The organism is Lonepinella sp. MS14435, from assembly GCF_042485795.1.
Taxonomy (GTDB): Bacteria; Pseudomonadota; Gammaproteobacteria; order Enterobacterales; family Pasteurellaceae; genus Lonepinella.
In genome coordinates this window covers 1,669,979-1,694,201 of record NZ_CP169368.1, presented here as the reverse complement: position 1 = coordinate 1,694,201, position 24,223 = coordinate 1,669,979, and the positions used below count along the sequence as shown (strand labels likewise).

General features: G+C 39.7%; 25 protein-coding genes and 1 pseudogene. 19 read left to right on the top strand and 7 right to left on the bottom strand.

The features are described 5' to 3' along the window. Positions 1-1,380, top strand: a complete 1,380-nt coding sequence (radA, locus tag O1Q80_RS08035; protein WP_386694289.1) for a DNA repair protein RadA — start codon at positions 1-3, stop codon at positions 1,378-1,380. Positions 1,381-1,455: 75 nt separating this feature from the next. Here the strand turns inward: radA and secF are convergent, their stop codons facing one another. The 5 genes from secF to queA form a co-directional block, all read right to left on the bottom strand. Then, positions 1,456-2,415, bottom strand: a complete 960-nt coding sequence (gene secF, locus O1Q80_RS08030; RefSeq protein WP_386694286.1) for a protein translocase subunit SecF — start codon at positions 2,413-2,415, stop codon at positions 1,456-1,458. A gap of 15 nt (positions 2,416-2,430) precedes the next feature. Further along, complete coding sequence (gene secD, locus O1Q80_RS08025; protein ID WP_386694284.1) at positions 2,431-4,281, bottom strand: protein translocase subunit SecD; 1,851 nt, start codon at positions 4,279-4,281, stop codon at positions 2,431-2,433. Positions 4,282-4,303: 22 nt separating this feature from the next. Next, positions 4,304-4,603, bottom strand: coding sequence for a preprotein translocase subunit YajC (gene yajC / locus O1Q80_RS08020; RefSeq protein ID WP_386686700.1), 300 nt, complete (start codon positions 4,601-4,603; stop codon positions 4,304-4,306). A 73-nt stretch (positions 4,604-4,676) separates the two neighbouring features. Further along, complete coding sequence (gene tgt, locus O1Q80_RS08015; protein ID WP_386694281.1) at positions 4,677-5,822, bottom strand: tRNA guanosine(34) transglycosylase Tgt; 1,146 nt, start codon at positions 5,820-5,822, stop codon at positions 4,677-4,679. A 582-nt stretch (positions 5,823-6,404) separates the two neighbouring features. Then, positions 6,405-7,484, bottom strand: a complete 1,080-nt coding sequence (queA, locus tag O1Q80_RS08010; protein ID WP_386694279.1) for a tRNA preQ1(34) S-adenosylmethionine ribosyltransferase-isomerase QueA — start codon at positions 7,482-7,484, stop codon at positions 6,405-6,407. A 137-nt stretch (positions 7,485-7,621) separates the two neighbouring features. Here queA and O1Q80_RS08005 point away from each other — a divergent pair, with 137 nt between their 5' ends. The 8 genes and pseudogenes from O1Q80_RS08005 to O1Q80_RS07970 all read left to right on the top strand — a co-directional run bounded on the left by O1Q80_RS08005 (position 7,622) and on the right by O1Q80_RS07970 (position 13,978). Next, positions 7,622-8,062: a DNA polymerase III subunit chi gene (locus O1Q80_RS08005; protein ID WP_386694277.1), complete on the top strand. Its 441-nt coding sequence runs from the start codon at positions 7,622-7,624 to the stop codon at positions 8,060-8,062. 1 nt (position 8,063) lies between these two features. Next, positions 8,064-8,253 (top strand): annotated as a pseudogene (locus O1Q80_RS08000) (hypothetical protein). Beyond that, on the top strand, positions 8,222-8,470 hold the full coding sequence (locus tag O1Q80_RS07995; RefSeq protein WP_386694275.1) for a hypothetical protein: 249 nt from the start codon (positions 8,222-8,224) through the stop codon (positions 8,468-8,470). The pseudogene O1Q80_RS08000 and the gene O1Q80_RS07995 overlap by 32 nt, the downstream one beginning before the upstream one ends. A 1-nt stretch (position 8,471) precedes the next feature. Next, positions 8,472-8,690 carry a DUF3791 domain-containing protein gene (locus tag O1Q80_RS07990; RefSeq protein WP_386694272.1) on the top strand — a complete coding sequence of 73 codons (219 nt, stop codon included), beginning with the start codon at positions 8,472-8,474 and terminating at the stop codon, positions 8,688-8,690. After that, positions 8,680-9,261, top strand: coding sequence for a hypothetical protein (locus O1Q80_RS07985; RefSeq protein ID WP_386694269.1), 582 nt, complete (start codon positions 8,680-8,682; stop codon positions 9,259-9,261). Before O1Q80_RS07990 ends, O1Q80_RS07985 begins: the two co-directional genes overlap by 11 nt. A 38-nt stretch (positions 9,262-9,299) precedes the next feature. Next, complete coding sequence (locus O1Q80_RS07980) at positions 9,300-12,164, top strand: valine--tRNA ligase (protein ID WP_386694266.1); 2,865 nt, start codon at positions 9,300-9,302, stop codon at positions 12,162-12,164. 54 nt (positions 12,165-12,218) lie between these two features. Continuing rightward, the gene (locus O1Q80_RS07975; RefSeq protein WP_386694264.1) at positions 12,219-13,097 is read left to right on the top strand and encodes a hypothetical protein; all 879 of its coding nucleotides are present in this window, start codon (positions 12,219-12,221) and stop codon (positions 13,095-13,097) included. Between the two features lie 53 nt (positions 13,098-13,150). After that, positions 13,151-13,978, top strand: a complete 828-nt coding sequence (locus tag O1Q80_RS07970; protein ID WP_386694261.1) for a class I SAM-dependent methyltransferase — start codon at positions 13,151-13,153, stop codon at positions 13,976-13,978. A 45-nt stretch (positions 13,979-14,023) separates the two neighbouring features. On the opposite strand, the gene yegQ is transcribed toward O1Q80_RS07970, so the two are convergent. Further along, on the bottom strand, positions 14,024-15,403 hold the full coding sequence (gene yegQ / locus O1Q80_RS07965; protein WP_386694258.1) for a tRNA 5-hydroxyuridine modification protein YegQ: 1,380 nt from the start codon (positions 15,401-15,403) through the stop codon (positions 14,024-14,026). A 119-nt stretch (positions 15,404-15,522) separates the two neighbouring features. Here yegQ and O1Q80_RS07960 point away from each other — a divergent pair, with 119 nt between their 5' ends. From O1Q80_RS07960 to yciH, 10 genes are all read left to right on the top strand, one after another. After that, a complete protein-coding gene (locus O1Q80_RS07960) occupies positions 15,523-16,071 on the top strand; it encodes a molecular chaperone (RefSeq protein ID WP_386686675.1) in 549 nt (182 codons plus the stop codon). Between the two features lie 353 nt (positions 16,072-16,424). Continuing rightward, on the top strand, positions 16,425-17,054 hold the full coding sequence (thiQ, locus tag O1Q80_RS07955) for a thiamine ABC transporter ATP-binding protein (RefSeq protein WP_386694255.1): 630 nt from the start codon (positions 16,425-16,427) through the stop codon (positions 17,052-17,054). Then, entirely contained in the window at positions 17,051-18,061 is a 1,011-nt protein-coding gene (bioB, locus tag O1Q80_RS07950; RefSeq protein WP_386694252.1) for a biotin synthase BioB, read from the top strand. The genes thiQ and bioB overlap by 4 nt, the downstream gene beginning before the upstream one ends. A gap of 55 nt (positions 18,062-18,116) precedes the next feature. Beyond that, positions 18,117-18,794 carry a (d)CMP kinase gene (gene cmk, locus O1Q80_RS07945; protein WP_386694249.1) on the top strand — a complete coding sequence of 226 codons (678 nt, stop codon included), beginning with the start codon at positions 18,117-18,119 and terminating at the stop codon, positions 18,792-18,794. Positions 18,795-18,903: 109 nt separating this feature from the next. Next, entirely contained in the window at positions 18,904-20,553 is a 1,650-nt protein-coding gene (gene rpsA / locus O1Q80_RS07940; RefSeq protein ID WP_386694246.1) for a 30S ribosomal protein S1, read from the top strand. Positions 20,554-20,732: 179 nt separating this feature from the next. After that, positions 20,733-21,014 (top strand): integration host factor subunit beta, encoded by a 282-nt coding sequence (locus tag O1Q80_RS07935; RefSeq protein WP_386686661.1) that lies wholly within the window; start codon positions 20,733-20,735, stop codon positions 21,012-21,014. 123 nt (positions 21,015-21,137) lie between these two features. Next, on the top strand, positions 21,138-21,431 hold the full coding sequence (locus tag O1Q80_RS07930; RefSeq protein ID WP_386686659.1) for a LapA family protein: 294 nt from the start codon (positions 21,138-21,140) through the stop codon (positions 21,429-21,431). 2 nt (positions 21,432-21,433) lie between these two features. Continuing rightward, the gene (gene lapB, locus O1Q80_RS07925) at positions 21,434-22,627 is read left to right on the top strand and encodes a lipopolysaccharide assembly protein LapB (RefSeq protein WP_386686658.1); all 1,194 of its coding nucleotides are present in this window, start codon (positions 21,434-21,436) and stop codon (positions 22,625-22,627) included. A gap of 38 nt (positions 22,628-22,665) precedes the next feature. Further along, the gene (pyrF, locus tag O1Q80_RS07920) at positions 22,666-23,364 is read left to right on the top strand and encodes an orotidine-5'-phosphate decarboxylase (RefSeq protein WP_386686657.1); all 699 of its coding nucleotides are present in this window, start codon (positions 22,666-22,668) and stop codon (positions 23,362-23,364) included. A 7-nt stretch (positions 23,365-23,371) separates the two neighbouring features. Beyond that, on the top strand, positions 23,372-23,689 hold the full coding sequence (gene yciH / locus O1Q80_RS07915; RefSeq protein ID WP_386694243.1) for a stress response translation initiation inhibitor YciH: 318 nt from the start codon (positions 23,372-23,374) through the stop codon (positions 23,687-23,689). Positions 23,690-23,740: 51 nt separating this feature from the next. Here yciH and O1Q80_RS07910 read toward each other — a convergent pair whose 3' ends face one another. After that, complete coding sequence (locus O1Q80_RS07910; protein ID WP_386694240.1) at positions 23,741-24,085, bottom strand: SirB2 family protein; 345 nt, start codon at positions 24,083-24,085, stop codon at positions 23,741-23,743. Positions 24,086-24,223: the final 138 nt, after the last annotated feature.

Below are 24,223 nucleotides of genomic sequence, written 5' to 3'. Positions count from 1 at the left end.
ATGGCAAAAGCACCTAAAACAGCTTATGTTTGTAATGATTGTGGAGCAGAATTTGCTCGTTGGCAAGGACAGTGTTCGGCGTGTAAATCGTGGAATACGATTAGTGAAGTCCGCCTAGTTTCTGCGAAATCTAGCTCTAAGGGAGATCGATTTAGTGGTTATGCTGGAGAAACACAAGCGAAAATCCAAACACTATCAGAAATTAGTTTACAAGAAACGCCGAGGTTTTCCAGTGGATTCAATGAATTAGATCGGGTGCTAGGGGGCGGAATCGTACCAGGATCAGCGATTTTGATCGGCGGACACCCTGGAGCAGGGAAATCCACCTTGTTATTACAAGTGATGTGTGGATTGGCTCAAAATATGACCGCACTTTATGTCACGGGTGAAGAAAGTTTACAACAGGTTGCCATGCGTGCAAATCGTTTGGGTTTACCCTCAGATCGTTTACAAATGCTATCGGAAACCTCTGTCGAACAAATTTGTAATTTGGCAGATCAACTTAAACCACAAATTATTGTGATCGACTCTATCCAAGTGATGCACCTTGCCGATATTCAATCCAGCCCTGGTTCAGTGGCTCAAGTGCGAGAATGTGCTTCCTTTTTAACTCGTTATGCCAAAACTCGCCAAGTGGCTATTATTATGGTGGGACATGTCACCAAGGACGGCACACTTGCTGGTCCAAAAGTATTGGAACACTGTATTGACTGTTCGATTTTATTAGAAGGGGAATCCGATAACCGTTACCGCACCTTACGTAGCCATAAAAACCGTTTTGGTGCCGTGAATGAGTTAGGGGTTTTTGCTATGACTGAACAGGGTTTAAAAGAAGTGAAAAATCCATCGGCAATTTTTTTAAGTCGTGGAGATGAACTCACATCAGGCAGTTCAGTGATGGTGTTATGGGAGGGAACGCGTCCATTATTAGTGGAGATTCAAGCCTTAGTGGATCATTCTATGCTCGCCAATCCACGCCGTGTTGCGGTGGGGTTAGAACAAAATCGACTGGCATTATTGCTGGCAGTATTGCACCGTCACGGTGGTTTACAAATGTCTGATCAAGATGTGTTTGTGAACGTGGTAGGTGGGGTGAAAGTAACCGAAACCAGTGCAGATCTTGCATTATTATTAGCCTTAATTTCCAGTTTTCGTAATCGTCCTTTACCGCAAGATCTGGTGGTATTTGGTGAAGTGGGGTTAGCTGGTGAAATTCGTCCCGTACCTAGTGGTCAAGAACGCATTTATGAAGCAGGAAAACATGGGTTCAAGCGAGCTATTGTACCCTTTGCCAATAAGCCGAAAAGTGCGGTGCAAAATATGCAAGTTTTTACCGTGAAGAAATTAGCTGATGCGTTAGAAATATTGGATCATTTTTAATGATGAAAATACCCCGTACTGACGTACGGGGTTAAGTATGGTGACGATGCTCCGCATCTTGTTTTGCTTTTCTAACTAAAACCCTTCCTCAAATTCTTCTCTTGTCGCTACTTTAATTTGCATGTGTTCACGGTTTAAACCGAGGTCAAAGGCAATGGCAATCGCCACGAAAATGGAAGAATAGGTACCAAATCCGATACCGATTAATAATGCCAACGAGAAACTATGAATACTGCTACCACCAAAATAGAGTAAGGTAAATACAACAAACAAGGTGGTTAGTGATGTGATCATCGTTCTTGATAGGGTTTGGGTTAATGAAATATCAATCACTTCCTGACTGCTCATACGACGAATTTTGCGGAAGTTTTCACGTACACGGTCGAATACCACGATACTATCGTTCAATGAGTAACCGACCACGGTGAGGATTGCTGCAACGAAAGTTAAATCGATCTCAATTTGTAAAAATGAGAAAATTCCTAAAGTTACAATCACGTCATGAGCAAGGGCGAGAATACCGCCGACCCCTAAACGCCATTCAAATCGCATTCCGACATAACCTAATAATAGGATTAATGTGGCTAAGGTGGCATAAATAGCTCCTTGGGTTAATTCTTCACCTACATTTGGACCCACAAATTCTACTGATTTCACTTCAATATTGGCGTCAAGTGCGGTCATCATGTCTTTAATTTCAGTACCAATTTTGGCATCACTGGCGGTTGCTGGTAAACGAATGATAACATCGCTAGTTGAACCTGTTGTTTGTACTAACGCACTGGCAATACCATTATTGCTTAAGGTTGAACGAACTTGATCCAGATTGGCAGGTTGTGAAAAATGGGTATCAATCACTACACCACCAGTAAAATCTAAGCCCCAGTTAAAGCCTTTGGTAAACATACAAAAAATGCAGAATCCAGTTAATAACAAAGAGAAAAGATAACCAAATTTGCGGTAATTCATAAAGCGGATTAAGCTAAAAGGTAAGCCTATTCCTTGATATTCGTGCTTTTGTTTAAGTAAACTCACAATATTTCTCCGCACTTAAATAGATAATTTTTCAACACGTTTGCCACCGTAAATCCAGTTGACCAGCATACGTGTGCCTGTAATGGCGGTAAACATAGAGATTGCCACCCCTAAAGCAAGGGTTACTGCAAAGCCTTTCACTGGACCTGTGCCGACAGCATAAAGGACGATGGAGGTTAAAATCGTGGTTAAGTTGGCATCAAAAATAGATGACCAAGCACCGTTATAACCCTCGTGAATGGCTTGTTGTATCGGGCGACCATTACGCATTTCTTCTTTAATCCGTTCAAATATAAGTACGTTCGCATCTACCGACATACCCACCGAGAGTATAATCCCCGCAATTCCTGGCATAGTGAGTGTGACCCCAGGTATTAAAGACATCAGACCGACAACCAAAATCATATTGGCACAAAGAGCAAGACTGGCAATTAAACCGAATAGTTTATAGAACACTAAACAGAATAAAATCACGATAACTAAGCCCCAAAGACCTGCGGTTAAACCTTGTTCTACGTTTTGAGCACCTAATGAAGGTCCTACGGTACGTTCTTCCACAATTTGAATCGGGGCAGTTAACGCACCAGAACGAAGCAGAACGGATAAATTTTGTGCTTCTGCTGGGCTATCAATCCCAGTGATTTGGAATTGACTACCAAAACGACCTTGAATTGTTGCCACGTTAATCACTTCGGCATTTTTCTCTAAAATGACTTTGCCATTTTCATCTCTTTTACCGTTATCTTTATATTCTACATATAACGTTGCCATCGGTTTTTTTAGATTAAGTTTAGTGGTATTTGCCATGATTTCACCACCTTCGCTATCTAAATTGACGCTGACTTGTGGGGTAGATGTATTATGATCTAAACCTGATGTAGCATTAGTAATATGTTCACCACCAAGCACGGCTTTACGATATAACGCTACAGGTCGTCCACTACGATCTAACTGAATTTCTGTATCAGACGGCACAATGCCACGAGCCAACGCTTCAGGGCTAACATTGCCATTCACCATACGGAATTCAAGGGTTGCAGTAGCACCTAATAATTCTTTAGCACGGGCAGTATCTTGAATCCCTGGTAATTCAACCACGATACGTTCTGCACCTTGACGCTGGATCACCGCTTCGGCTACGCCTAATTCTTCCACACGTTTACGCAAAATGCTTAAGTTTTGTTCAATCGCATGATCACGTGCTTCAATTAATGCTTTATCAGAGAGTGCTAATGCAATGGTGTCATCAGAGATTTCATTAATAGTCAGATTTGGGTGCTGTTTACGGATCAGCTGTTTGGCTTCAAACAGCTGTTCAGGTTTAGTCACGCTAAGGACAGTACTAAAATTGTCCCCATTTTTAACCGCTGAATATTGAATTTTTTCCTTACGTAATTCACCACGTAAACTATCTTGCAACTGTTCTTGGCGTTTGCCTAAAGCAGTATTCATATCCACTTCCATCAGAAAGCGTACGCCACCACGTAAGTCTAAGCCCCATTTCATTGGGTTGCCTCCAATACTACTTAACCAAGCTGGTGTAGAGGGGGCAAGGTTTAATGCAGTTGAATAGCTATTGCCTAATTTTTCAGTAATTTTATCTTTGGCTAATAGCTGATCAGTGGTATTGGCAAAACGGGCTAAAATTGAGCCGTTTTCTAATAGAATAGATTTTGCACTAATATTGTTACTCGTCAGGGCAGCTTGCACCTCTGTTAAGGTAGTTTCTGTTGCTTGTTGACCACGAGTACCCGAGATTTGCACGGCAGGATCTTCGCCGTAAATATTTGGAAGAGCATATAATGTACCAATGGCGATCATAAAGATCACCATTAGATTCTTCCATAAAGGGAAACGGTTTAACATCGGTTAATACCTTTTTATGAAATTAAAGAGATTTGATTGAGCCTTTTGGTAACACGGCAACGATAAAGTTACGTTTAATGGTAACTTCATTAGTTGGATTTAACGCAATCACTACTTCATCACTGTTTTCAGATAATTTAGTAATTTTACCGATCAAACCGCCAGAGGTTAAAATTTCAGAGCCTTTGGCTAAAGAATCCATTAAGGCTTTGTGTTCTTTGTTACGTTTGGCTTGTGGGCGATAAATCATAAAATAGAAAATTAAACCAAAAATTGCAAAAATAATTAACATAGACATTGGACTGCTTTGTTGTGCTTCCATTTTTATTTTCCTTTTTGTTGATAAATATAAAAAATAGGTGGCTAAAATAGCATAAAATAATTAAAAATGCTATTTATGCCCGTACTTTTTGTAAAGGTGGTACTTCCTTACCAATTTTGGCATAAAATTCCACCACGAAATCCTCAAAACGATCTTGTTCAATAGCGGTACGAATCTGTTCCATCAAGCGTTGATAATAACGCAAATTATGGATTGTATTCAGTCTAGCCCCCAAAATCTCACCACACTTATCTAAATGATATAAATAAGATTTGGTGTAATGTTTGCAGGTGTAACAATCACATTCAGGATCCAATGTACTGGTATCATCACGATATTTAGCATTACGAATTTTCACAATGCCGTCCGATACAAACAAATGTCCATTACGTGCGTTACGAGTCGGCATCACGCAATCAAACATATCAATCCCACGGCGAACGCCCTCCACTAAATCTTCAGGCTTACCCACGCCCATTAAATAACGCGGTTTATCTTGCGGCAATAATGGATTTACAAATTCCAAAATGCGGTGCATTTCTTGTTTCGGTTCACCGACCGCTAAACCGCCTACTGCATAACCGTCAAAGCCAATATTCACCAAGCCCTCAATGGAAATTTTGCGTAATTCTTCAAAAGTACCGCCTTGCACAATACCAAATAACGCATTTTGATTTTCCAATTCATCAAACCGCTGACGGCTACGTTTCGCCCAACGCAATGACATTTCCATGGAGTTTTTAGCATAATCAAAGGTCGCTGGATAAGGTGTACATTCATCAAAAATCATCACAATATCCGACCCGAGATCGTATTGAATTTCCATAGATTTTTCAGGGGATAAAAAGATCTTTTCACCGCTAATCGGATTTTGGAAATGTACCCCTTCTTCTTTGATTTTGCGTAATTTACCTAAGCTGAACACCTGAAAACCGCCAGAATCGGTCAAAATCGGTCTATGCCATTGCATAAAATCGTGTAAATCACCATGTTTACGCATCACTTCCTGCCCTGGGCGTAGCCATAAATGAAAGGTATTACCGAGTAAAATTTCCGCCCCCGTGGCACGCACTTCTTCGGGAGTCATGCCTTTGACAGTGCCGTAAGTTCCCACTGGCATAAAGGCGGGGGTTTGGACGGTAAAGTCGCCTTGTGGACGGGTGAAGATCATTTCGCCACGGCGGGCAGTTCCGTTAGTTTTTTTTAAATTAAATTTCATAGTTTTCCTTTTCGAATAAACAGTTCGATGGTGTTTTATTATAATCGGGTTTCGCCGATGGCGACTTACTTTTTCTTTGCTTGTGCAAAGAAAAAGTAAGCAAAAAGAAACACACCCCAATTTTGCCTTGTTTCCTGAAAACGCTTTAATTTGCTTAACGGAAAATGGCTGAACTCGCTACGCTCAGACAGACGCCATTTTCCTACAAATTAAAGCGTTTTCAGGCGGCAAACATGGGGACCCCATTTTATTTTCAATACCTAGCACTAGCGTACTAGGTTACGTATAGTCACGCTACTCCGTAGCTTAGGACAAAATCTCAATTTCTTCACCGCACTTTTATTTATATTCGTTCAAATTGGGGTCCCCGTCTGAACCGCCTGAGCGTTTTGGTATTTTTAGCTAAATTTTGCATGTCTGAGCGAAGCGAGTTCAAAATTTAGCGTTAAGAAAATACCAAATAAGCTCAGAAAAGCGGTGAAGTCGGGGCGTGTTTTCTTTTGCCTACTTTTCTTTGCACGAGCAAAGAAAAGTACGGTCGCCCATCGGGCGAAACCCGATCTAAAAAATGTTATTTAGTATTTAAACGTCAACTTTTTTACTGATAAACATCGCATCCCCATAACTAAAAAACCGATACCGATTTTCCACCGCACTTCTATACGACTTCATCACATTCTCATACCCTGCAAACGCCGAAACCAACATAATCAACGTACTTTCTGGTAAATGAAAATTAGTAATTAAACAATCTACTACCCGAAATTTTTTCCCTGGGTAAATAAAAATTGAAGTATCGGAAAAATATGGCTCAATAATCTGCGAACTGCTTTTTTCTTCCGCAAATAACGCCGCACTTTCCAGCGAACGCACCGAGGTTGTCCCCACCGCAATCACACGCTTACCTGCCGATTTTGTAGCTAATACCGCATCGACCACATCTTGTGGCACTTCCACATATTCCGCGTGCATCTGGTGATCTTCGATTTTTTCCACTCGCACAGGTTGGAATGTTCCCGCCCCAACGTGCAAGGTAACAAAGGCAAAATTCACCCCTTTGGCTTTTAATTTTGCTAACAATTCATCATCGAAATGCAAACCTGCGGTCGGAGCTGCCACTGCCCCAGGGATTTTGTTATACACCGTTTGATAACGCTCTTGATCCGCTTCTTCATCGGGACGATCAATATAAGGCGGTAACGGAATATGTCCGATTTTATTCAATACGTCTAAAACTGCGGTGTTTTTATCGGCAATTTCTAATTCAAACAACGCCCCTTGACGACCAAGCATCGTAACCGCAATGCCGTTATTTTCGCCAAGTTTATCTTCACCCAACACTAAAACCGCCCCGTTTTTAGGGGCTTTACTGGAACGAATATGGGCTAAAAATGTGCTTTCGCTCAACACACGCTCAACTAGCACTTCAACCTTGCCACCACTGACTTTCCGCCCAAACATACGGGCAGGAATGACACGAGTATTGTTAAATACCAACAAATCGCCAGCATTGACTAAATCCAATACATCGGCAAAAGTGCGGTGAAAAATTTCACCGTTTTGACCATTTAATTGCAATAAACGGCTTGAAGTACGGTCAGGTTTCGGATAACGAGCAATCAGCTCATCGGGTAAATCAAAATAAAAATCGGATACCAGCATAAATTAACATCAGTCTTAATTTTAAATGTGCGATAGTCTATTGTGATTTTCTTTTTAGCACAAGCAAAAACCTTTATTTATTAGCATTTTTTCGCTAGAATTAAACGCTTAATCTGATTACAAAAAACAACAGTCAAATGTCAAAAATTGCTAAATTTTATCTACTCAAACAATTCCAATCGCAGCATGATCTTTCAGAATCAGAGCTATTGGCTTGTGATCTGTCCGCTCAATTATGGCGACAAGGACAGCGTGTGTTAATCGCCTGCCAAAGCGAACAACAAGCGTTAAATTTAGATGAAGCCTTGTGGGCAAGAGATCCCGAGCAATTTGTACCGCACAATTTATCAGGCGAAGTAACCAATTTCGCCACCCCGATAGAAATTAGCTGGATCGGCAAACGCAACGCCCAACGGCGAGATGTGTTGATTAATTTACAACAGAGCATTCCTGATTATGTGTCCGCTTTTAATCAAGTAATTGATTTTGTGCCAGCAGACGAACAACAAAAAGCCATTGCCCGAGAACGGTATAAACAATATCGGCAAATGGGGTGGCAGATGGAGATGGTAGAATAAAATGACCAAAGAAGAAGCAATAAAAAAAACACAACGATATGCTGATTTTATGAAAAGCGTGGATGGACGAGAAGAAAAAGCACGAAGTTTTAACTTTTCAGCGTCCGAATGGAAATATTGTGCAACATTATCCTGACGGAACAGAAATTGTAATTAAGTATGCAGAAACGAGTTGCAGCACGAACCCTTGATTTTTTCGATCGCCATGTTACTAAATTGATGATCGAAAAATACGGCTTTAAAGAAATAGACGCAATCCGTGCCTTTTTGCAATCAGAAACCTATCAAATGTTGATTGATAGTGAATTAGAATTATATAAATTAAGCCCTTATGCGTTATTTGATTTATGGGAAAGCGAAAAAGTAACAGGCGATCCACGCAATTCGGCTTACATTCGGGCGAATTAAAATGAGTAAAGAAAGCGAATTTTTTATCTATTTGTTAGAACGTTATGCGGAATATAAACATCAATCCGCCGATCAAGTTCTAAAACAATGGGATAAGTTAGGATTAACGCAGTTTATTTATGATATGTATGAAATGTATCATTGCGAACGGTTGCAAAATGCGTTTAATGATATTGAATTATTAATTAAAGAGAAAAATGGAGATTTATATGACTATTAGTAAAGACGCTATCTTTGGAGCGATAACGACAATTATTGGGGCAGTTATTGGTTCAAGTATTACTATTGGATATCAAAGTTATAGGGATTCAACTATAGATGAACGAAATATAAGTGAATTAAAAGCCGAAAATATTAAGTTAGAAAATAAAACCAAAGAACTAAATGAAAAACTAAATTATGATAATAATCAATTAGCATCCCTTGAATCACAAATAAATGAAAACAATAAAAAAATAAATGATAAATCATTAATAATCAATAATCTAGAGAAAGAAAATATCAGTCTAAAGGAAGAAAATGAGAATATAAAAAAAGAACAAAGCTCATGGATTAGTAAAAAAGCTGATTTAGAACGTAAAATAGATATTCTTGAACAGGAAAAATCAGAGTTAGAACCCAATAAAAATATTTTAAACAAAATTTCCGACTTAGAAAGAGAGCTTAAGAATTTACCTAATTGTATAGTGAATTATACGACCCCTAATGGGATAGAAAAAAGCCCACTTTGTCAAAAAGAAAGAAAGGAAATTAACGATAAAATTTACCAATATCATAAAATGTTGAAATAGTAATAATAAAACTAATTATTAATTGAAAGAGACTTGAAATGACACAAAACCTTCAAATGGCAGACCGCTTTGAGCCGTCTGCGGTAGAACAAGCCTTGTATCGCCACTGGGAAGAACAAGGGTATTTTAAACCAAGCGAAGATGAGAGCCAACAGGGGTACTGCATCGCTATTCCACCGCCGAATGTAACTGGGTCGTTGCACATGGGACACGCTTTCCAACAAACCTTAATGGATACACTAATCCGTTTTAACCGTATGGAAGGCAATAATACGCTGTGGCAAACGGGTACTGACCACGCAGGGATTGCGACTCAAATGGTGGTGGAACGCAAGATTGCAGCGGAAGAAGGCAAAACTCGCCACGATTATGGGCGTGAAGCCTTTATCAACAAAATTTGGGACTGGAAAGCCTATTCGGGCGGTACGATTAGCCAACAAATGCGTCGTTTGGGCAACTCGATCGATTGGGATCGTGAGCGTTTTACGATGGACGATGGTTTGTCTAATGCGGTGAAAGAAGTCTTCGTTCGCCTGCACGAAGAGGGGCTAATTTATCGTGGCAAACGCCTTGTGAACTGGGATCCAAAATTGCACACCGCCATTTCTGATTTGGAAGTGGAAAACAAAGAGAGCAAAGGCTCGTTGTGGCATTTCCGCTATCCGTTAGCGAACGGGGCGAAAACGGCGGAAGGCAAGGATTATTTGGTGGTGGCGACTACTCGCCCTGAAACCGTACTCGGCGATACGGCAGTGGCGGTTCACCCTGAAGATGAGCGTTATCAATCGCTTATCGGTAAATCGGTGATTTTGCCGTTGGCGAACCGTGAAATCCCGATTGTGGCGGACGATTATGTGGATCGTGAGTTCGGGACAGGTTGCGTGAAGATTACGCCCGCCCACGATTTCAACGACTACGAAGTGGGCAAACGCCATAATTTACCGATGGTCAATGTGATGACTTTGAATGCCGATATTCGTGCGGAAGCGGAAATTGTCGGCTCAGACGGTAAAATTTTAGAAAATTACACCGCACTTATTCCTGCCGATTATCAAGGTTTAGAGCGTTTTGCTGCACGTAAAAAAGTGGTCGCCGATTTTGAAGCCTTGGGCTTATTAGAAGAGATCAAACCGCACGATTTGAAAGTGCCTTATGGAGACCGTGGTGGAGTGCCGATTGAGCCGATGCTGACCGATCAGTGGTATGTGAGCGTAAAACCGCTTGCGGAAGTGGCGACTAAAGCCGTGGAAGACGGCGAAATTCAATTTGTGCCGAAACAGTATGAAAACCTGTATTTCTCGTGGATGCGTGATATTCAGGACTGGTGTATTTCTCGCCAACTTTGGTGGGGACACCGCATTCCTGCGTGGTATGACGAAGCGGGCAATGTGTATGTGGCTCGCTCCGAAGAAGAAGTGCGTGCGAAACACAATTTGCCTGCCGATCTCGCCTTAAAACAAGATGAAGATGTGTTAGATACTTGGTTCTCATCAGGCTTGTGGACGTTCTCAACTCTTGGCTGGCCAGAACAAACCAAAGAATTGCGAATGTATCACCCAACGGACGTGCTGATTACGGGCTTTGACATCATTTTCTTCTGGGTTGCACGAATGATTATGTTCACGATGCACTTTATCAAAGACGAAAATGGCAAACCGCAAGTGCCGTTCAAAACCGTGTATGTTACGGGCTTGATTCGTGATGAAAATGGGCAAAAAATGTCCAAATCTAAAGGTAACGTGCTTGACCCGATCGATATGATTGACGGCATTTTGCTCGAAGATTTGCTTGAAAAACGCACTGGCAATATGATGCAGCCGCAACTGGCGGAAAAAATCGCCAAAGCGACCAAAAAAGAGTTCGCAGACGGCATTGCCCCACACGGCACAGACGCACTGCGTTTCACGCTGGCAGCCTTGGCAAGCAACGGTCGTGATATTAACTGGGATATGAAACGCCTTGAAGGCTACCGCAATTTCTGCAACAAATTGTGGAACGGTAGCCGTTTTGTTCTCACGAATGATAAGCTTGATTTATCCGCTGGTGAAACCGAATTGAGCGTGGCTGATCGCTGGATTATTTCCACCTTCAACCGCACCGTGAGCGAGTTCCGCACCGCCTTAAGTCAATACCGCTTTGACTTGGCAGCCAACGCCATTTACGACTTCACTTGGAATCAGTTCTGCGACTGGTATTTGGAACTCACCAAACCTGTGTTTGCTAATGGCACAGCTGCCCAAATTCGTGGTGCAAGCCAAACCTTGGTGCAAGTGCTTGAGCAATTACTCCGCCTAGCTCACCCGATTATGCCATTTATCACCGAAGAAATTTGGCAAAAAGTGAAAGGCTTTGCTGGTGTGAGCGGTGAAACTATTATGTTGCAACCGTTCCCGAAAGCAGACGATGCCAAACTTGACGCACAAGCCGAAAAAGAGATTGAGTTCTTAAAAGAAATCATCGTTGCCGTGCGTAATATCCGTGCCGAAAGCAACATCGCCCCGAGTAAAGGGTTGGATTTATTGCTCAGAAATGTGGACGCTGAAAATTGCAAAACCTTGCAAAAAAATGACCGCACTTTGAAAGCCTTAGCTAAATTAGATGAGGTAAAAGTGCTTCTCGAGGGCGAAAAAGCTCCATTATCGGTGGCGAAATTAGTCGGTAAAACCGAATTGCTCGTACCGATGGCAGGCTTTATCAACAAAGAAGCCGAACTTGCAAGACTTGCCAAAGAGATTGAAAAACTCAATGGTGAAGTAGCACGCATTGAAGCCAAACTTTCCAATGAAGCCTTTGTGGCAAAAGCCCCAGAGCAAGTGATTGCGAAAGAAAGAGAGAAAATGCAAGGGTATCGGGAAGGGATTGAGAAGTTAGTGAGCCAGCAAGCAGAAATTGAAGCCCTTTAATTGATAAATATCCTCTTGAATAAGGGGATATTTTTTATATTAGGAAATGATGTTATGAAAGATATTTATTTTTTGACCATTAGCCGAGAAAATACAGCACTATCGACCCAACCGCATTTAATGTTGTGTGGCGAGAATATTTCATTTTTAAATCCCATTTTGAAAAATTCTACATTAATAGAACAATCAGAGGATTTTTTTACGATGAAAGTGACTTTTTTTAAAGGAAGTCGATTTTCTCAAACATTAGAAAGTAAAGTGCTTTGTTCTGAAACTAAGTTATTTTGTAATAAAAATCAGTTACCTGAATGTAAATATCCTTGCTTGGGTAAAGTTGTGATTGCAACTGAAATTAAACAGATCGATGTAGAATTGATTAAAAATATTTCTTGGTTTATTCGAGGATCTGAAACATTAAAACAGGAAAGTTTAAAAGAATTACCTAATGAATGGCGGATTATTGATGGTCGTGGCATGGCTTTATTAGAAAAATATCCACAAAGTTTGAAACAATCTTGTCGTCAGCTCTTTTTGGTTATGTTAGGATTAGCCTATTATTATGCTTTGCAACAAATTAATGAAGAACTTTCTCGGGTTTTGGCTAAATCAGATAATACGAGCGAATTAGATCAACTTTATTCTGATGCTTCAATATTTAATGCCAGTTATTATTTTTATAATCCCATTGAATTTTCTCGTTATGCAACTTTTCGAACTTGGCAAGATGTGCGAGAAGCCTATCATCTTGAACAAAAAAACAAAGAAATTACTTCTCAATTAGCTCAAGTACATCAAATTTTAAGCTATACAGAACAGAAAAATGAACAAATATTAGATAAATTAAGAGATAAAAAAATAGCATGGTTTGCTGGTATTATATCTGCATTGAGTTTGTTTGAAGTGATTGATGTGATAAAAAATTGGTTTAGTTAGAGATTTAAATGTTTAAGCTAAGTGGGGGGAATATAACAATATAAGGTGACAATATGAAAACTGACAAAATTTCTCCAGATACAGTGTCTGCACTATCAACTACAATGTTAATACCTTTATGGGCAAAAGCGGTTGAATTCGATCAAAAACAACCTTTATTACGTGATGCGGAAGCCGTACGTATGATAGGAATGATTGATTATGATTTCAGTCGCTTTGCAAAATCTAAAGCATCTCAAGTGGGGTGTTGCGGTCGAGCAGCGTTAATGGACGATATGGCAAATCGCTTTATTGCAGAATATCCAGATGCGGTTATCGTTGATTTGGGTGCAGGATTAGATGCTCGTTTTGAACGTTTAGGTAAACCGCCAATAACAGCTTGGTATGATTTAGATTTACCAGAAGTTATTGAGTTAAGAAGAATGTTATTGTCTGAAACCAGTAATCATTATTTGGCTGCTTCATTATTTGATGAAAGTTGGATGGAGATGGTGGCTGAATACAATAAGCCTGTGTTGTTAATTATTGAAGGGGTGTTAATGTATTTCCAGCCAGAGCAAGTGAAAGATTGGTTTGCATTGCTTGCTCGTAAATTACCTAATGCTGAAATTATTTTTGATACGTTGCCTAAAATAGCGATTGGTCGCCAAAAAAAACATGATGCACTTAAACATATTGAAAAACCACCTGAATTTAAATGGGGAATTAACCATATTGAAGATTTAAATCAATTAGGGCTGACTATTTTGGAAAATGTGGAATTAAGTAGCATTTGTGGTCAACGTTATCCGCTGATATTACGCTTATTATATTTAACCAAATGTGGGCGAAAAAAATTAGATATTCAGATAGTCAGAGCAAAAATTTGTTCGAATGAATAAAATCGCGAAAATGCCCTTTATGCTAAAAGGGCATTATTTGTATTTTTAATGCGGATTTCTCGTGTTCGTCCCATTTAAATTCCGCATCAACAACCCATAATCTAATTCAATATCCGCTGGTACATCTAAAAACACAAAATGTCCATCGCCAAGACCTGCTTCAACATTTTCATTTTTACGGTTTAACATACGTTCGATTTTGAAAACGATATTGCCTTTGGGGGTCATCATTTCCACCGAATCGCCCACTAAGAATTTATTTTTCACCGCCACTTCCGCCATACCTTGATCATTACGTTTACCCGTAAATTCGCCGACAAATTGTTGACGTTCGGAAATGGAGTAGCCGTATTCATAATTTTGATATTCATCGTGGGTGTGTCGGCGTAAGAAACCCTCGGTGTAGCCACGGTGAGCAAGGCTTTCTAAGGTATCCATCAGGCTCTCATCAAACGGTTTGCCCGCAGCAGCATCATCAATGGCTTTGCGATACACTTGAGCGGTTCTGGCACAGTAATAGAACGATTTTGTCCGTCCTTCGATTTTCAGGGAATGAACGCCTAATTTTGTTAATTGTTCAACATGTTGCACGGCACGCAAATCTTTTGAATTCATAAAATAGGTGCCGTGTTCATCTTCAAAAGCGGTCATTTGTTCATCAGGGCGGTGCGGTTCGGTGTATAAAAATACCTTGTCGGTATGGCTGCCCTCGCCTAAGGTAGGGGCAACATTTTTTACCTCAATTTCAGGTTCAAACTTTTGTACTGCCTCTTTTTCTACGATATTGCCGACCTCGTCAATGGTGCCTTCTTCCATTTTATATTCCCAACGGCAAGCGTTGGTGCAGGTGCCTTGATTCGGGTCGCGTTTGTTAATATAACCTGATAGCAAACAACGCCCCGAATATGCCATACATAACGCCCCGTGTACGAAAATTTCCAGTTCCATATCAGGCACTTGCTGGCGAATTTCGGCGATTTCATCTAAAGAAAGCTCACGGGATAAGATCACTCGGGTTAAACCCATTTGCTTCCAGAATTTCACCGTTGCCCAGTTCACCGCATTGGCTTGCACGGAAAGATGAATATCCATGTCAGGAAAATTCTCACGCACCATCATAATTAAACCAGGATCGGACATAATTAACGCATCAGGTTGCATATCCACGACCACTTTTAAATCTTTAATAAAGGTTTTTAATTTGGAATTATGTGGGGCGATATTCACCACCACATAGAATTTTTTGCCGAGAGAATGGGCTTCATCAATGGCAATTTTTAAATTGGCGTGGTTAAATTCGTTATTCCGCACACGCAAGCTATAACGGGGTTGTCCGGCATAAACGGCATCTGCTCCGTAAGCAAAGGCATAACGCATGTTTTTTAGCGTGCCAGCAGGGGAAAGTAATTCGGGTTTGAAAGTCATAATAAAATTTTCTCTGAGTACAAGTCAGTCATTCACATTGTGTGAACGGTTAAAAGGGCAGTATTTTAACAAAAAATATGCTAAAGTGCGGTAGAAATTTTGAATATTTTGGAAAATTTATGGCAACGGAAAATCTCAACAACTTTTCATTAATCAGCCGTTTATTCGGTAATTTATTTTATCGCTGTCCAACAGATCCGATTTTAGCTGGCGTATTTGGTTGGTTGCAACAGGGCGGATTAAGCCAAGTTTGGGCATTGGAAACCGATAAATCCACCCAATCCGCCATTGAAAGCCTGCAAGTCCCCTTGGATTTAACGTTGTTGGAGCAAGAATATCAAAAACTTTTTGCTAAAGTAGATCTTGCCATTTCGGCTTATGGCGTGGATGTGGCAGAATTTGTGGCATTTCGGCAAGCCCGAGCTATGCCAGAAGTGGAAAGTGCGGATCATTTTGGGTTACTTTTTTTAACCGCTTCTTGGATTGAAGATAACCTAGATTCAGTCGATGCTCAACAGGAATTATTTGAACGCTTTTTATTACCTTGTGCCAGTCAGTTTTTAAATAAAGTGGAAACACAGGCAAGTTTGCCGTTTTATAAAGCATTGGCATTGTTATCCCGAGAAATTTTAGCTGCAATGGCGGATGAATTAGAAGAAACGGCTTGAAATGTCGAGTGAAAGCATTATAATAAGAAAAGGTCGTAGGCAAGTGACTAGCTTGCCTACTTCCTAGCCGTTAGGCTAATTTTTTGATCAAGTCAAGTAGTACATCTAGTACGGTCAATACTTCAATACTACTTGCAATTACTAGTAAAACTAGTAATAAAATCAGAGTAATAATTTCTGATACTTTCACATAAATCACCTCCTTAGTGCTATATTACTAAGGCGACTAGGCGAAGTGCTATTGCGAGTGGCACTTCGCTCGCCCCATAGCACGGCAGAGATTATACATAAACCCCTGTCTATTTGTCTAGGGGTTTATTGTTTTTTATCCATGCAAAAATAATGAGATCATGATGATTACGCTCAACCAACTCAAATTCCAATACAAAACCATGGCAATGCAATTTGATTTACATATTGCTAAAGGCGAAAAAGTGGCGATTGTCGGTGCAAGTGGTGCAGGCAAAAGTACGCTGTTGAATTTAATTGCTGGCTTTGAAATGGCAAATTCAGGTGATATTTATTTAAGCGGCGAAAAACATAATACCACCGAACCCTATCAACGTCCTGTTTCCATGTTATTTCAAGAAAATAATGTGTTTCCCCATTTAACGGTTTTTCAAAATATTGCATTTGGGCTAAAAGCTAATTTAAAGTTGGATAATCAACAAGTCCAACTTGTTGAACAGGTAGCAAGTGCGGTAGGATTAAGTGAATTTTTGCAACGAAAACCCACCGCACTTTCAGGTGGACAAAAGCAAAGAGTGGCGTTAGCCCGTTGTTTATTGCGAGATAAACCGATATTATTATTGGACGAACCGTTTTCCGCACTTGATCCGCAATTACGTCAAGAAATGTTGGATTTGTTGCTGAAATTAAGTGATGAAAAAAATATCACCTTATTAATGGTGACACACCAACCTAATGAATTGGTTGGCAAAATTGACCGTGTTATTCAAATTGAAAATGGACTTATAGTATGATTAAGCAACCTTTACAAATTTACTCTATTACGCCCCATAAAACCGCTGAATATTGGTCAGTGTGTAAAGTGGAAGCCTTGTTTGAAACGCCTTTTTTAGAGCTGGTTTTTAAAGCGGCTCAAATTCACCGTGAAAACTTTAATCCGCAAGCCATTCAACTTTCTACCCTTATGTCCATTAAGACGGGTGGTTGCCCAGAAGATTGTCATTATTGTCCACAATCCGCTCGCTATCAAACGGGTGTGCAAAAACAAGATTTATTAGATATTGCCGATATTTTAGAAAAAGCCAAAATCGCTAAATCACGTGGGGCGAGCCGTTTTTGCATGGGGGCAGCGTGGCGTGGACCAAAGCCAAAAGATGTGGCAAAAATTACCGAAATTGTTAAAGCAGTGAAGTCCTTAGGTTTGGAAACCTGTGGCACCTTTGGTATGTTAGAAGACGGCATGGCGGAAGACTTAAAACAAGCTGGCTTGGATTACTACAATCATAATCTTGACACTGCCCCTGAGCATTATTCCGAAATTATTGGCACACGCCGTTTTGATGACCGCATGAGTACGCTCGGTAAAGTACGTAAAGCAGGCTTGAAAGTGTGTTGCGGCGGTATTGTGGGTATGAACGAAACTCGCAAAGAGCGTGCAGGCTTGATCGCAAGTTTGGCTAATTTAGATCCGCAACCTGAATCCGTGCCAATTAATCAGTTGGTAAAAGTGGAAGGCACGCCGTTAGAAGATGCGGAAGAGCTAGATTGGACCGAATTTGTCCGCACGATTGCGGTGGCTCGCATCACCATGCCACAAAGCTATGTGCGATTGTCCGCTGGTCGTCAGGGAATGAGCGAAGAAATGCAAGCCATGTGCTTTATGGCAGGGGCAAATTCTATTTTCTACGGCGATAAATTACTGGTAACGGAAAATCCTGAAGAAGACGGCGATCAAGTGCTGATGGCAAAATTGGATCTTGAACCTGAAAATATGGAAAATCGTTCTATTCGAGTGGTGTAAAGTACGGTGTTTTTTGGGAAATATTTTATTTGCGACATAATAAAAAGGGATAAAAATGCAAAATATGATTATTACTGTTGACGGTCCTAGCGGTGCAGGCAAAGGCACGCTTTGTTATGCTTTGGCGGAGAAATTGGGCTTTGCGTTATTGGATAGTGGGGCGATTTATCGTGTCACAGCATTGGCAGCACTGAAAAGTGCGGTGCAATTAGATGATGAATTGGCATTAGCTGAATTGGCTCGTCATTTGAGAGTGCAGTTTTTACCTGAAAAGGGTGAAGTGAGTATTTTGTTGAATGGTGAAAATGTCAGTGGTCAGATTAGAACGCAGGAAGTCGCTGAGGCTGCCTCTAAAGTGGCAATTTTTCCGCAAGTTCGCACTGCACTTTTGCAGTTGCAACAAGACTTTGCTCAACAAGGGAAAGGCTTGATTGCTGATGGACGCGATATGGGGACGGTGGTGTTCCCAAATGCCCAAGTGAAGCTATTTTTAGATGCTAGTGCAGAAGAAAGAGCAAAAAGACGATTTAAACAGTTGCAAAATAAAGGAATTAATGGTAACTTTGCACAGATTTTAGCCGAGATTCAAGATCGTGACTTTCGGGATAGAAATCGAGCAGTTGCACCACTGAAACCAGCAGACGATGCGTTGTTATTAGACAGTACGACATTGTCCATTGATGAAGTGATTTTGCAAGCGTTGGATTATATTCATCAGAAAGTGAAAAGCTAATTTCAAATATATTTTTCGGTTTATTCAAGGACGGATAGACTATTATTATCAACCCCACTTATTATGGATTAAAAAGTGGATGTTATTAACTTATTAAAGAAGATTAATTATGTCAGAATCTTTCGCTCAACTATTTGAAGAATCATTAAATAACCTTGAAACTCGTTTAGGCTCTATCGTTAAAGGTCACGTTGTGGCTATCGAAAAAGGCTTTGTTTACGTGGATGCAGGTTTAAAATCTGAAGCTCGTATTCCAGCTGAAGAGTTCACTAATGCTCAAGGTGAAGTTGAGGTTAAAATTGGCGACGTAGTAAACGTTGCATTAGATGCAGTTGAAGACGGTTTCGGTGAAACTAAACTTTCTCGTGAGAAAGCGGTACGTCACGAATCTTGGATTGAATTAGAAAAAGCATTCGAAGCTCAAGCCAGCGTGATCGGTTTAGTGAATGGTAAAGTGAAAGGCGGTTTCACTGTTGAATTAAACGGTGTGCGTGCGTTCTTACCAGGTTCATTAGTAGATACTCGTCCAACTCGTGATGCAGACCATTTACTCGGTAAAGAAGTAGAATTCAAAGTTATCAAATTAGATCAAAAACGTAATAACGTGGTGGTTTCACGTCGTGCGGTGATCGAATCTGAAAGCAATCAAGATCGTGATGAAGTATTAGCCAACTTGTCTGAAGGTGCAGAAGTTAAAGGTGTGGTTAAAAACTTAACTGAGTACGGTGCATTCGTTGACTTAGGCGGTGTGGATGGTTTATTACACATCACTGATATGGCTTGGAAACGTGTTAAACACCCAGGCGAAATCGTGAATGTAGGTGATGAAATCACGGTTAAAGTATTAAAATTCGACAAAGATCGTACTCGTGTGTCTTTAGGCTTAAAACAATTAGGTCAAGATCCTTGGGCAGCGATTGCTGAAAATCACCCAGTAAACAGCAAATTAACCGGTAAAGTGACTAACTTGACTGATTACGGCTGTTTCGTTGAGATTTTAGATGGTGTTGAAGGTTTAGTTCACGTTTCAGAAATGGATTGGACTAACAAAAACATTCACCCATCTAAAGTTGTCAGCCTTGGTGATGTTGTTGAAGTGATGGTGTTAGAAATTGACGAAGAACGTCGTCGTATTTCTTTAGGCTTAAAACAATGCAAACCAAACCCATGGTTACAATTTGCTGAAACCCACAACAAAGGCGACAAAGTTGAAGGTAAAATCAAATCAATTACTGATTTCGGTATCTTCATCGGTCTTGAGGGTGGCATTGATGGTTTAGTTCACTTGTCTGACATTTCTTGGAATGTACAAGGTGAAGAAGCTGTTCGTCAATACAAAAAAGGTGACGAAGTGGCAGCCGTTGTGTTACAAGTTGATTCAGCCAAAGAACGTATCTCTTTAGGTATCAAACAATTAGAAGAAGATCCGTTCAACAATTTCGTTGCGGTAAACAAAAAAGGTGCAGTGTTATCTGCAACTGTGGTTGAAGCCGATGCGAAAGGTGCAAAAGTTGAATTAGCAGGTGGTGTGGAAGGCTATATCCGTGCAGCAGACTTAACAAACGAAGTTGCCGCAGGTGATGTGGTTGAAGCAAAATACACAGGCGTAGATCGTAAAGCTCGTATCGTTCACTTATCTGTGAAAGCGAAAGATCAAGCAGAAGAAGCCGCAGCGGTTGCAAACGTAAATAGCAAACAAGAAGAAGTTGCTATTCCTAACGCAATGGCAGCAGCATTTGCTCAAGCAAAAGGTGAATAATTTATTCACATAATGGTAACTGGCGTGGTTGTACACGCCAGTTGTTATCAAAAAATCAGGTATTTTTATTGGTAATTCCTGATAAAACTTTTACCGCAGTTGCAGTAATACAACTTAATTATTACTATGTTACACGAATAATTAGGTTGTTTTATTGGCTCAAAAATAAGGAATAGATTATGACAACTAAATCAGAACTTATTGATACATTGATTGAAAAGTATCCCTCTTTTTCAGTAAAAACCGTTGAAAATTCAGTGAAAGAAATTTTAGAACAACTTTCCCAGACTCTTGAAGACGGAAATCGTATTGAAGTACGTGGTTTTGGTAGTTTTTCTTTACATTGTCGTCAGCCTAGAGTAGGGCGTAATCCTAAGACAGGTGAAAGCGTTAAATTGCAAGCAAAATGTGTACCGCACTTTAAAGTGGGTAAAGAATTAAAGGAACGTGTAGATCGATAATTTGATTTATACCAAGATAAATATCTTAAAACGGCACTATTTATGTGTCGTTTTTTGTCATTATTTTTGGCATAATAAAAACATGATGTTAACGCAAAGGAATTTTAGTTAAAGGGGAAAAGTATGTTTAAATATATTTTAGGGGTTATTTTAGTCATTGCTGTGTTACTTGTGGCTGTTACAATTGGTGCTAATAACGATCAAGTCATTACTTTTAATTATATGGTGGCAGAAAGCGAATTTAAACTTTCAACTTTAGTTGCTTTGTTATTCGGTTTAGGTTTAATTCTGGGCTGGTTACTCACAGGGATTTTTTATCTTCGCATTAAAATTAAAAATATAGCATTAGGTCGCCAAATTAAACGTCAAACCCAACAAATTAATGAGTTGACTTCAAGTTTGAATAAGGCTGCTTAATAATGATTGAATTACTCTTTCTGCTTTTGCCGATTGCCGCTGCTTATGGTTGGTATATGGGGAATCGTAGTGCAAAAAAAGATCAGGAAGAGATAAGCAATAAATTTTCTCGTGATTATGTAACAGGGATGAATTTTCTGTTATCTAATCAAACTGAAAAAGCGGTGGATTTATTTTTAGAAATGCTGCAAAAGCAGGAAGTTGAAAATGAAATTGAACACCGCTCACAATTTGAAGCGGAATTAACTTTAGGTAATTTATTCCGTTCTCGAGGCGAAGTAGATCGTGCTTTACGTATTCATCAAGCCTTAGATCGTAGCTCGGATTATTCTTTTGAACAGAAATTATTAGCCAAACAACAGCTCGCTAAAGATTTTATGTCGGTGGGTTTTTTTGATCGGGCTGAAAATTTGTATATTTTGCTGGTAGATGAACCTGAATTTGCTGAGGGAGCGTTACAACAGCTGGCGATTATTTATCAAAAAACCAAAGAATGGAAAAAAGCCATCAATGTGGCAGAAAAATTAGCGAAGATAGCACCGAAAGAGGATAATATTGAATTAGCCCAATATTATTGTGAGTATGTCAATTTATTACCGAAAGATAGCAAAGAAAATCCTAAACTGCTCCTTGAACAAGCCTTAAAGGTATCACCTAATTGTGTTAGAGCGTCAATGATGTTAGGTACATGGTACATTGAGCAAAAAGATTTCAAAAGTGCGGTGAAAATTCTAGAAAATGTATTAAACCAGAATGTGGATTATGTAGGGGAAATATTACCCCAACTAAAAGATTGCTATCAACAGTTGGGCTTACTAGATAGTTTTGAATTATTTTTGGTGCGAGCTAGTCAACTGAGTGGCAATGCCAGTGTAGATTTGGCTTTGGCAGATGTAATAGAACAAAAAGATAGTCGTACCTCAGCTCAAAGTAAAGTATATCAAAAGATTGGTACTAACCCGAATATGTTTTTATTTCACCGTTTTATTCAATATCAAATTGATGATGCGGAAACTGGACGAGGCAAAGACAGTCTAGTGTTATTGCATAAAATGGTGGGTGAACATATTAAACAAGGATTTGATTATCGTTGTACTAACTGCGGTTATCAAAGTCATAAATTGATGTGGTGTTGTCCATCTTGTCGCCAGTGGGAAAAAGTAAAACCGATTCGTGGCATTGAATTGGCAAATTAATAAATAATTTAACTAAGTAACTGTGTAAGGAATCAAATATGGATAGCAAAATTATTGTGGCTTTAGATTATGAAAATGAATCTGATGCGTTAAATCTGGTGGATCAAATTGATCCTTCCCTTTGTCGCCTAAAATTAGGTAAAGAAATGTTTACCAGTTTAGGGACAAATTTTCTCAAACAATTACAGCAACGTAAATTTGATGTGTTCTTAGACTTAAAATATCACGATATTCCGAATACGGTAGCGAGAGCGGTACGCTCTGCGGCAGACTTAGGTGTTTGGATGGTAGATTTACACGCCAGTGGTGGTTTACGTATGATGGAAGAAGCGAAAAATATTCTTGAACCTTATGGTAAAGATGCTCCATTATTAATCGGTGTAACCGTGTTGACTAGCATGGAAGATTTGGATTTGTTGCAAATTGGTATTAACGCTTCGCCATTAGAGCAAGTGATTCGTTTAGCTAATTTAACGCAACGTGCTGGTTTAGATGGTGTGGTTTGTTCACCACAAGAAGTCGAGATTTTACGTAGAAACTGCGGTGAAAATTTTAAATTAGTTACACCTGGTATTCGTCCAGTAGGTAGTGAATTTGGTGATCAACGCCGTGTTATGACACCAGCTGCTGCTGTTGGTGCTGGTTCAGATTATTTAGTAATTGGTCGTCCGATTACCCAAGCGGATAATCCAGCAGCAATATTACGTAGCATTAATGCTTCTTTAGCGAATCTTTAATTATCGTATGAATCAGTTAGTTTATTCTACCGAATTGGGGCGGATTAAAGCACAAATAGCAAAATCACAACCAGAACGAAAAGGTGATGGTATTGTTCGTATTCAGCGTCAGACAAGCGGTCGAAAAGGGGCTGGTGTTAGTGTGATTACTGGGTTGGATATACCTGATGATAAGCTGAAAATATTAGCTGCAGAACTGAAAAAACGTTGTGGTTGTGGTGGTTCGGTGAAACAGGGTAATATTGAGATTCAAGGCGAAAAACGAGATTTACTCAAACAGTTGTTGGAGCAGAAAGGATTTGTGGTGAAACTGGCTGGTGGCTAGTTTAAAAAGACTAAAAAAACAACCGCACTTTAATTGTGCGGTTTTGTCATATTAACGTGAATATCCCAAGAACATTGCTCCAAGTAACAGCAATACACCGCCTACGAAAAATACAGGTTTAGGGTTAGTTACTTTTTTACCAAAAAATTTTGCAGCACAAAACGCATAACCTACAAAGCAAGCGAGTTTTGCTATTTTCCACCAAGAAAAACCAAAGCTAAATAAGAAAAATAATCCTGTCGCAAGTAAGATGGTGTCTGATAAGTGCGGTAAAATTTTTAATAGTTTTACTGCACGCCAGTCTTTTCCAGCAAGTTGCATTGCTCCACGAGTAACTAATAAGAATAAACTTAAATAAGCAAAAATAATATGTGTAGTAACAATAGTTGATAACATTTTTCACTCCAAAATAAAAGCACACATTATAGAGAAAGCATAAAAAACGGTCAAATGCTAATTAGATAAAGTCAGCATGCAATCATAATTTATGGCTAGAAATAATAAAAAGCATTAAGTTCGTTATTTTTTACTGAA